A 7,483-nucleotide genomic window follows, 5' to 3' on the forward strand; every position below is an offset into this window, starting at 1 on the left:
CGCTGGCCGCGCTGGCCGCGCCGCTCTGGCTCGTGGTCGTGCTGGCGCGCGCGCCCGCCGCGCGGCCGGCGCCGCCGCGCCCGTCGGGCGCCGAGCGCCACGACGCCGGGCGATTCACCGTGGTGGCGTTCCCCGACGACCGCGCGCTCGCGCGGACCCTGCTCGCCGAGGCGCAGCGGCGCGACACCTTCCCGGGGCTGCCGCGGCCGCGCGCGCGCGTGCTGATCGCCGTCGCCCCCGACGCGCGCCGCTTCCGCGAGTGGGTGGGGCCGGCCGCGCCGGAATGGGGCGCGGCCGTCGCCTTCCCGCGGTCGATGCGGATCGTCATGCAGGGCCGGACGGCGGGCTCCGAGGCCGGCGAGCCGCGCACCGTGCTGCGCCACGAGCTGGCGCACCTCGCGCTGCACGAGGCGCTGGGCGACCTCCCGCCGCGCTGGTTCGACGAGGGGTACGCCAGCTACGCGGCCGGCGAGTGGGGGCGCGACGAGACGCTGGCCACCAACGTCGCCCTGCTCGTGCGCGGCATGCCCACGCTCGACTCGCTGGAGGCCGGCTTCTACCACGGCGCCGGCGAGGCCGACGCGAGCTACGCGCTGGCGTGGCGGGCGGTGTCCGACCTGGCGGAGCGCGACCGGGAGCGCGGGCTGTCGCTCTTCTTCCAGTACTGGAAGCAGGAGGGGCGGTTCGACCCCGCCGTGCGCCGCGCCTTCGGGATCACGGCCGCGGCGTTCGAGAAGCAGTGGCAGGAGCGGACGCGGCGGCGCTACGGCGTGCTGGCGCTGGTCGCCAACCTGTCGATCGCGACCTCGATCTTCTCGGTCGTGCTCATCCCGATGTTCGTCATGCGCCGCCGCCGCGACCGCCGGCGGATGGACGCGCTGCGGGAGGCCGACGCGGCGGCGGAGCGGGAGGAGCGCGCGCTGGCCGCCCTGCTCGGGGAGCCGCCGTTCGGGGAGGAGCCGGAGGCCCCGCGCGTTGGTTGACTTCGCCTCCGGGCACCTCTACGCTTCCGCCCCATGACGCAGAGCAATGTGGGGAGCGCGAACGACGCGGGCACCGCCGAGGCGCGGACGCGCCCGGCGTGGATCTGGTGGGCGGTCGCCGCGGCCGTCCTGCTGGCCGGCTACGCCGACCTGTGGCGGGGCGGGGAGACCCTCGCGCCGATCCTGCTGATCCTCGGCTACTGCGTGTTCGTGCCGCTCGCCATCCTGCGCTGACGCGTCCCGAGCGCTCCGCACGACCCGGAGGACCCCGCGCCCCCGCCCGAACCCCTTCGGACGGGGGCGCGGCACGTGTCGTCACATTAGGAGACGATTAAAGCCGTAGACGGGGGCGTGGTGCACGGTCACCTTACCCCCTCGCGCGGGTAGGAGAAGCGTCCCGCCGGGGCGAATAGCTCAGCCGGTCAGAGCGCCTGTCTTACACACAGGATGTCGGGGGTTCGAATCCCTCTTCGCCCATCCGGCGGGCACGACGGGCACGGCCGATGCGGACGAGGTCGCGAACCCGCGACGCACGGCGTGGTATTGAGTTCGCAGGTGTCGTCAGGTGTCGTGAGAGAAAGCGGCGGCGGCGCGAGAGCCGCGTCGGAACCGCCACCGGCCGATCGGGTACCCGCGGGGGTACGCATGTTTAACGCTTCGGAGGTTATGCCATTGAAGGCTCGCTACTGCCAGGCGCTCACGGCCCTCGCCGCCGGCGTCGTCGCCAGCGCCCCGCTCGCGGCCGTCGCCCAGCAGCGCGGCCCCGCCGACCCGAATGCGCCGCGCCTCATGGTCGGCGTCTTCCGTAGCGCCGACAAGGCGTCGGGCGTGCAGGCCGCCGACGCGATTCGGACGCGCATCTCGCAGGACTTCACGGCCAAGCAGCTGTGGGTCCTCCCCAAGAACGACATCGTCGCCAACCTCGAGGCGTCGGGCTTCCCGACCAACGAGGCCCTGGCCGCGCACGACGCCCGCGCGCTCGCGCAGATCCTCCGCGCCGACGAGTACCTCGTCGGCAACGTGGTCCGCGACTCCGCCGGCCAGCGGGTGGACGCGTTCCTCGTCCTGACCCGCGACAACAAGCTGGTGCAGCCGCTCGGGTCGTTCCGCGTCGACAAGGCCGACAAGGCCGCCGGCGCCGTGACCAACGAGTTCAAGGCCGCGCAGCGGGCGTTCGACGACGTCCGCACCTGCGAGAACTCGGCGCGCCAGAGCCAGTACCCGGCGGCGATCGCGGCCGCCCGGAAGGGGATCGCCGAGTACCCGAAGTCGACGCTCGCCCGCCTCTGCCTCGCCGCGGCGATGCAGGCGTCCAAGGCGCCGGCCGAGGAGGTGCTCAAGGTCGCGCAGGAGGTCATCGCGATCGACCCGCGCAGCAAGCCCGCGCTGACGATCGCGTACGAGGCCTACAAGGGGCAGAACAACGTCGAGAAGGCCGACGAGACGCTCCTCGCCCTCGTCGCCGCCGACCCGTCCGACCAGCGCCTGCTCGAGCAGATCGCCAACGAGTGGGCCGGCTCGGGCAAGGCGAGCAAGGCGGTGCCCGTCGTCGAGCAGCTCGTGCGCGACAACCCGGGCGACCCGAACTTCCTGCAGCTCCAGATGCAGGTGCTGTTCGCCGCCGGCAACCTCAAGCAGGGTCTCGCCGCCGGCGAGGAGCTGCTCAAGGCCGACACCGCGGCCGCCACGGCCCGCCTCTTCACGCGTCTGACCGCCGCGGCCATCGCGGACAGCCAGCCGCAGAAGGCGTCGCAGCTCGCCGCGCAGGGCGTCCAGAAGTTCCCGAACGACGGCGACCTGCTCGCGACCTACGCCGACGCGCTGGTGAAGTCCGGCCAGTCGCAGCAGGCGATGGAGGTCCTGAACAAGGCGCTCGCGGCCAACCCGAAGGCCCCGGGGGCGCGCATGGCCCTGGCCCGTCTGCAGGCCGAGTCCGGGAACGACGCGCAGGCGCTTGAGTCGCTGAAGGCGGCCGCGGCGGCCGGCGACAGCGCGGCCACGGTCGCCCGCTACGCCCTGTCGATCGGCCAGACGGCCTACCGCGCGGCCAACGCGTCCAAGAAGGTCGAGGACTTCGAGAAGGCGATCCGCTTCCTCGAGTTCGCCAACACGACCAGCAGCACGCCGGAGGGGCAGTTCCTCCTCGGCGCCACCGCCTTCAGCCTCGGCGGGCAGCAGCTCCAGCAGGCGCAGCAGCTCTCCAAGGGGAGCGCGGCGCAGAAGGCGGAGGGGTGCACGGTCTCCAAGGCCGCGCAGGCGAACTTCCTGACGGCGCAGTCGAACCTGCCCGCCGGCGGCAAGTTCAACCCGCAGGCGACGCAGCAGCTCCTGCAGCAGCTGACGCAGTTCTCGCCCTACGCCGACCAGTTCGTGAAGGCGCTCTGCCGCTGAGCCGGCACCGCTGATCGACGAGGGGCCGCCTCCCGCGAGGGAGGCGGCCCCTTCGTCTATTCCGGCCCCTCCCCCGGCAGGTGCGCCACGTGCACCCGCAGCGCGGCCGGCGACACCGCGTACTCCAGCCGCGTCAGCGCCTGCGGCTCCCCGTCCAGGTTTACCGTCAGCGGCGTCTCGCTCTCCACGCGCAGCCAGGGCACCTGCGCGTACAGCACCCCGTCGCGCTCCAGGTGCTCGCCGCGCCGCAGCTCCAGCATCAGCCCCGCCAGCTCCCCGAGCGCCATCGGGGCGACCACGCATACATCGAGCAGCCCGTCGTCGAGGCGGGCCAGTGGGGTGATGACCGTGCCCGCCCCGGTGGCGCGCGCGTTCCCGACCGCCAGCGCCAGGAACTCGACGTCGCGCGCGAAGCCCGGCCCCTCGACCCGCGCCCGATAGGCGCTCATCTCGCCCGCGAGCTTGCGCACGCCGGTGATGGCGTAGGCGAGCGGCCCCAGCACCCCCTTCGCCACGGCCCCCGTTTCCGCCGTCGTCTCGGCGCCCAGCCCGGCCGACGAGACGTTGAGGAAGGCGCGCCCGTTGAGCGTGCCGAGGTCGACGGTGACCGGCGGCCGCTCAATGACGAGCTCGAGCGCGGCACGCGGGTCGTCCGGTATCCCCGTCTGCCGCGCGAAGTCGTTGGCCGTCCCGACCGGCAGGATGCCGAGCGGGACCGTGGAGCCGATGAGGCCGTTGATCACCTCGTTCACCGTCCCGTCGCCGCCGACGGCCAGCACCGCGTCCGACCCCCGCTCGGCGGCCTCGGCCGCAAACCGGCGCGCGTCCCCCGCCTCCCAGGTCACGTGGGCGCGGATCCGGTGCCCGATGGTGCGCGCCCACTCCGCTGCGGCGCGGAGGCCCGGGTCGTCGGCGCGGGCGCCGTGGATGACGAGGTCGAACGTGCGTCCGAAGGCCATGGCGCGCTCCGCAGTGCGAGAATGCGGCCAGATTGACGCCCCTCCCGGATGACGGCTAGAATGCGCCTCCCGATGTCCGACGGCGCCCGGTGGGATTCCGCGTACCACGCCCCCGTGCTGGCGGCCGAGATCGTCCGCCTGCTGGCGGCCGAGGCGGACCCGCACGGGCGCCTCGCCGTCGACGGCACCCTCGGCGGGGGCGGACACTCGGAGGCGCTGCTGGAGGCCGGCTTCGACGTCGTGGCGTTCGACCGCGACCCCGAGGCCATCGCGGCCGCGACGACGCGGTTGCGCGCGTGGGCCGACGCCGGCCGATTCACCGCGCTCCGGGCGAACTACGCCGACGCGGCCGACCACCTCGCCGGACGCCCGGTGCACGCCGCACTCCTGGACCTCGGCATCTCCTCCCACCAGATCGACGACCTCGGTCGCGGCTTCTCGTTCCGCGAGGGCGCGCCGCTCGACATGCGCATGGGCACCGACGCCCCCGACGACGCGGCCACCCTCCTGAACACGTGGGACGAGCGCGACCTCGCCCGCCTCTTCCGCGAGTTCGGCGACGAGCCCCGCGCGCCGCGCCTCGCCCGCGAGGTGACGCGCCGCCGCGCCACGCGCCCGTTCGCCACCAGCGACGACCTCGTCGGGGCGATCCGCGGCGCGCTCGGCCCGCGGAGCGGCCCCGGCGATTTCGCGCGCCTCTTCCAGGCGGTGCGCATGGGCGTCAACGACGAGCTCGCCGGGATCGGACGCGCGCTGCCGGCACTGCGCGACGCCCTCGTCCCCGGCGGCCGGCTGGCCGTCATCGCCTACCACTCGGGGGAGGACCGGCTGGTCAAGCACGCCTTCCGCGAGTGGAGCACCGCCTGCGTCTGCCCCCCGCGCCACCCGGTCTGCACCTGCGGGCACGAGGCGCTGGGGCGGCTCGTGACGCGCCGCGCCCTCGAGGCGTCCGCGGACGAGGTCGCGCGCAACCCGCGCGCGCGCAGCGCCAAGCTGCGCGTGTGGGAGCGCGCCGCGTGAGCCCCCGCTCGCGCGGCGCGCGCCGGGGGGGGCCGCGCGGGCGCTCCGTCGTCGCGCTGGCGCTCCTGGCGTTCGTGCTGATGGCGGCGGCCGTCGTCTGGCGCCGCAGCTACGGCATCGCGCGCACCCGCGAGCTGCAGGTGCTCGACGTCCGCCGGCGGCAGCTGGAGGCCGAGCACGCCGCGCTGCGCAGCGCGGTGCGCCTCGCCGCCAGCCGCGCCCGCATCGGGACCGCCGCCGAGGAGCGTCTCGGCATGCGCGTCCCGAGCGACACCCAGGTCGTCATCCTCGCCCGGCCCCGCACGCGCGTCGCGCGCGACGGGGCCCCGGGCGATTCCACGAAGTAACGCGCCGTGCCCCGGTTCGATCGCCCCGCCATCATCCACGGCTCGCTCGTGGCGTTCGCCCTCGCGCTCGTCGGGAAGGCGGCGCAGGTGCAGCTGCTCCAGGCCGACACCTGGCGCGCGAGCGCCGAGCGGCAGCAGATCGCCGACGCGTCGCTCCCGGCGCCGCGCGGGCTCATCGCCGACGCCAGCGGCCGCGTGCTGGTCGAGAGCCGCGAGCTGGTGCAGCTGCGCGTCGCCCCACGCGAGGTGCGGGACGTCGCCGTCCTGCGCCGCGCGCTGGCCAGGGCGGGCGTCCCCAAGGAGTGGGTGAAGCGCGCCTCGGACACGACGCGGAAGTGGGTCGAGATCCCAGGCCGCTGGCTGCCGAGCGACGTCGCCCCGGCGACCGCGCTGCGCGGCGTGCACGCCGCCCCCACCGTCGAGCGCGTGCCGTCGATGAGCGCCGCGATCCGCCGCATCGTCGGCCGGGTGGACGGGGGCGGGAAGCCGGTCGACGGCATCGAGCTCGCCCTCGACAGCGTCCTGCTCGGCCAGCGCGGCACCGCGCTGCTGCTGCGCGACGCCAAGGGCGGGCGGATGGCGTCCCCCGCCGTCCACTCGGTCGAGGCGCGCCCGGGGCACTCGATCACGCTGACGCTCAACCAGGGGCTGCAGGACATCGCCGAGCGCGCGCTGGCCGACGCCGTGCGCGACGCCGGCGCGACCGGCGGCGACATCGTCGTCCTCGAGCCCCACCGCGGCGAGGTGCTGGCGCTCGCCAGCCAGCGGCAGGACCCGCGCGCGACCGCCGCGACGGCCATCTCGGAGCCGTTCGAGCCCGGCTCGACGATCAAGCCGTTCATGGCCGCCGAGCTGCTGGAGCGCGGCCGCGCGCGGCTGCACGAGAACGTCAACACCGAGGGCGGGATCTGGCGCATCGGCCGGCGCACGATCACCGACGTGCACAAGGCCGACACGATGTCGCTCGCGACCATCATCCGCGAGTCGAGCAACATCGGGATCGTGAAGCTCTCGCAGCGCCTGGCCGCGCGCGAGCAGTACGAGGCGCTGCGCGACCTCGGCTTCGGCGCGCCCACCGGGGTGCCGTATCCGGCGGAGGCGTCGGGGACGCTCAACCCGCCCGCGCGGTGGTCGGCGACCACCCCGGCGTCGCTGTCGATGGGCTACGAGCTGGCGGTGACGCCGCTGCAGCTGGCCGCCGCCTACGGCGCGATCGCCAACGGCGGGCTGCTGCTGGAGCCGGCGCTGGTGAAGGAGATCCGCGACGCCGAGGGCGGCGTGCGCTTCCGCCACGAGGCGCGCGTGGTGCGCCGCGTGATGCCGGAGTCGGTCGCCACCACGATGCGCGGGCTGCTGCGCACCGTCGTCGAGAGCGGCACCGCGACCGACGCCGACCTCGCGAGCTTCACGCTCGGCGGGAAGTCGGGCACGGTGCGCCGCACCGAGGGCGGGCGCGGGTACGCCGCCGGCCGCTACAACGCGGTGTTCGCCGGGATCTTCCCGGTCGAGGACCCGCAGTTCGTCATCATCGTCAAGATCGACAACCCGTCGGGGATCATCTACGGCGGGAAGACGGCGGCGCCGGTGTCGAAGGTCGTGCTGCAGGCCGCGCTCGCGGCGCGCGACGCGGCGCTCGACCGCACGTCGCTCGCCGAGCGGGTGCTGCCGCGCGCGCGCGACGCGTACCGCCCGAAGGACACGGTGCCGCGCGCGTCGTCGGCGCAGGAGCTGGCCGAGCGCGCGGCGACGCCCGAGGTGCCGGTCGAGCTGCGCCGCGAGCTGG

At 75.0% G+C, this 7,483-nt stretch carries 6 protein-coding genes, 1 tRNA gene and 1 pseudogene; 7 read left to right on the forward strand and 1 reads right to left on the reverse strand.

Translation table 11 applies throughout. The features are described from left to right. From PYV61_RS17475 to PYV61_RS17490, 4 genes and pseudogenes are all read left to right on the forward strand, one after another. Nucleotides 1–983: pseudogene (locus PYV61_RS17475) on the forward strand (hypothetical protein); the annotation flags it as partial. Between the two features lie 33 nt (nt 984–1,016). Then, entirely contained in the window at nt 1,017–1,217 is a 201-nt protein-coding gene (locus PYV61_RS17480) for a hypothetical protein (RefSeq protein ID WP_275833961.1), read from the forward strand. A 169-nt stretch (nt 1,218–1,386) separates the two neighbouring features. Then, nucleotides 1,387–1,460: transfer RNA gene (locus tag PYV61_RS17485), tRNA-Val, on the forward strand. 189 nt (nt 1,461–1,649) lie between these two features. Beyond that, nucleotides 1,650–3,374, forward strand: a complete 1,725-nt coding sequence (locus tag PYV61_RS17490; RefSeq protein ID WP_275833963.1) for a tetratricopeptide repeat protein — start codon at nt 1,650–1,652, stop codon at nt 3,372–3,374. Between the two features lie 56 nt (nt 3,375–3,430). Here the strand turns inward: PYV61_RS17490 and PYV61_RS17495 are convergent, their stop codons facing one another. Next, complete coding sequence (locus tag PYV61_RS17495) at nt 3,431–4,333, reverse strand: YegS/Rv2252/BmrU family lipid kinase (RefSeq protein ID WP_275833966.1); 903 nt, start codon at nt 4,331–4,333, stop codon at nt 3,431–3,433. A 72-nt stretch (nt 4,334–4,405) separates the two neighbouring features. On the opposite strand from PYV61_RS17495, the gene rsmH reads away from it, so the two are divergent. The 3 genes from rsmH to PYV61_RS17510 all read left to right on the forward strand — a co-directional run. Next, on the forward strand, nt 4,406–5,353 hold the full coding sequence (gene rsmH / locus PYV61_RS17500) for a 16S rRNA (cytosine(1402)-N(4))-methyltransferase RsmH (protein ID WP_275833968.1): 948 nt from the start codon (nt 4,406–4,408) through the stop codon (nt 5,351–5,353). After that, nucleotides 5,350–5,700, forward strand: coding sequence for a cell division protein FtsL (locus PYV61_RS17505; protein ID WP_275833970.1), 351 nt, complete (start codon nt 5,350–5,352; stop codon nt 5,698–5,700). Before rsmH ends, PYV61_RS17505 begins: the two co-directional genes overlap by 4 nt. Nucleotides 5,701–5,706: 6 nt before the next feature. Beyond that, nucleotides 5,707–7,483: penicillin-binding protein 2 (locus PYV61_RS17510; RefSeq protein WP_275833972.1), on the forward strand; the 1,777-nt coding region annotated here is incomplete at its 3' end.

The sequence above is a fragment of the Roseisolibacter sp. H3M3-2 genome (assembly GCF_029211165.1).
Taxonomy (GTDB): domain Bacteria; phylum Gemmatimonadota; class Gemmatimonadetes; order Gemmatimonadales; family Gemmatimonadaceae; genus Roseisolibacter.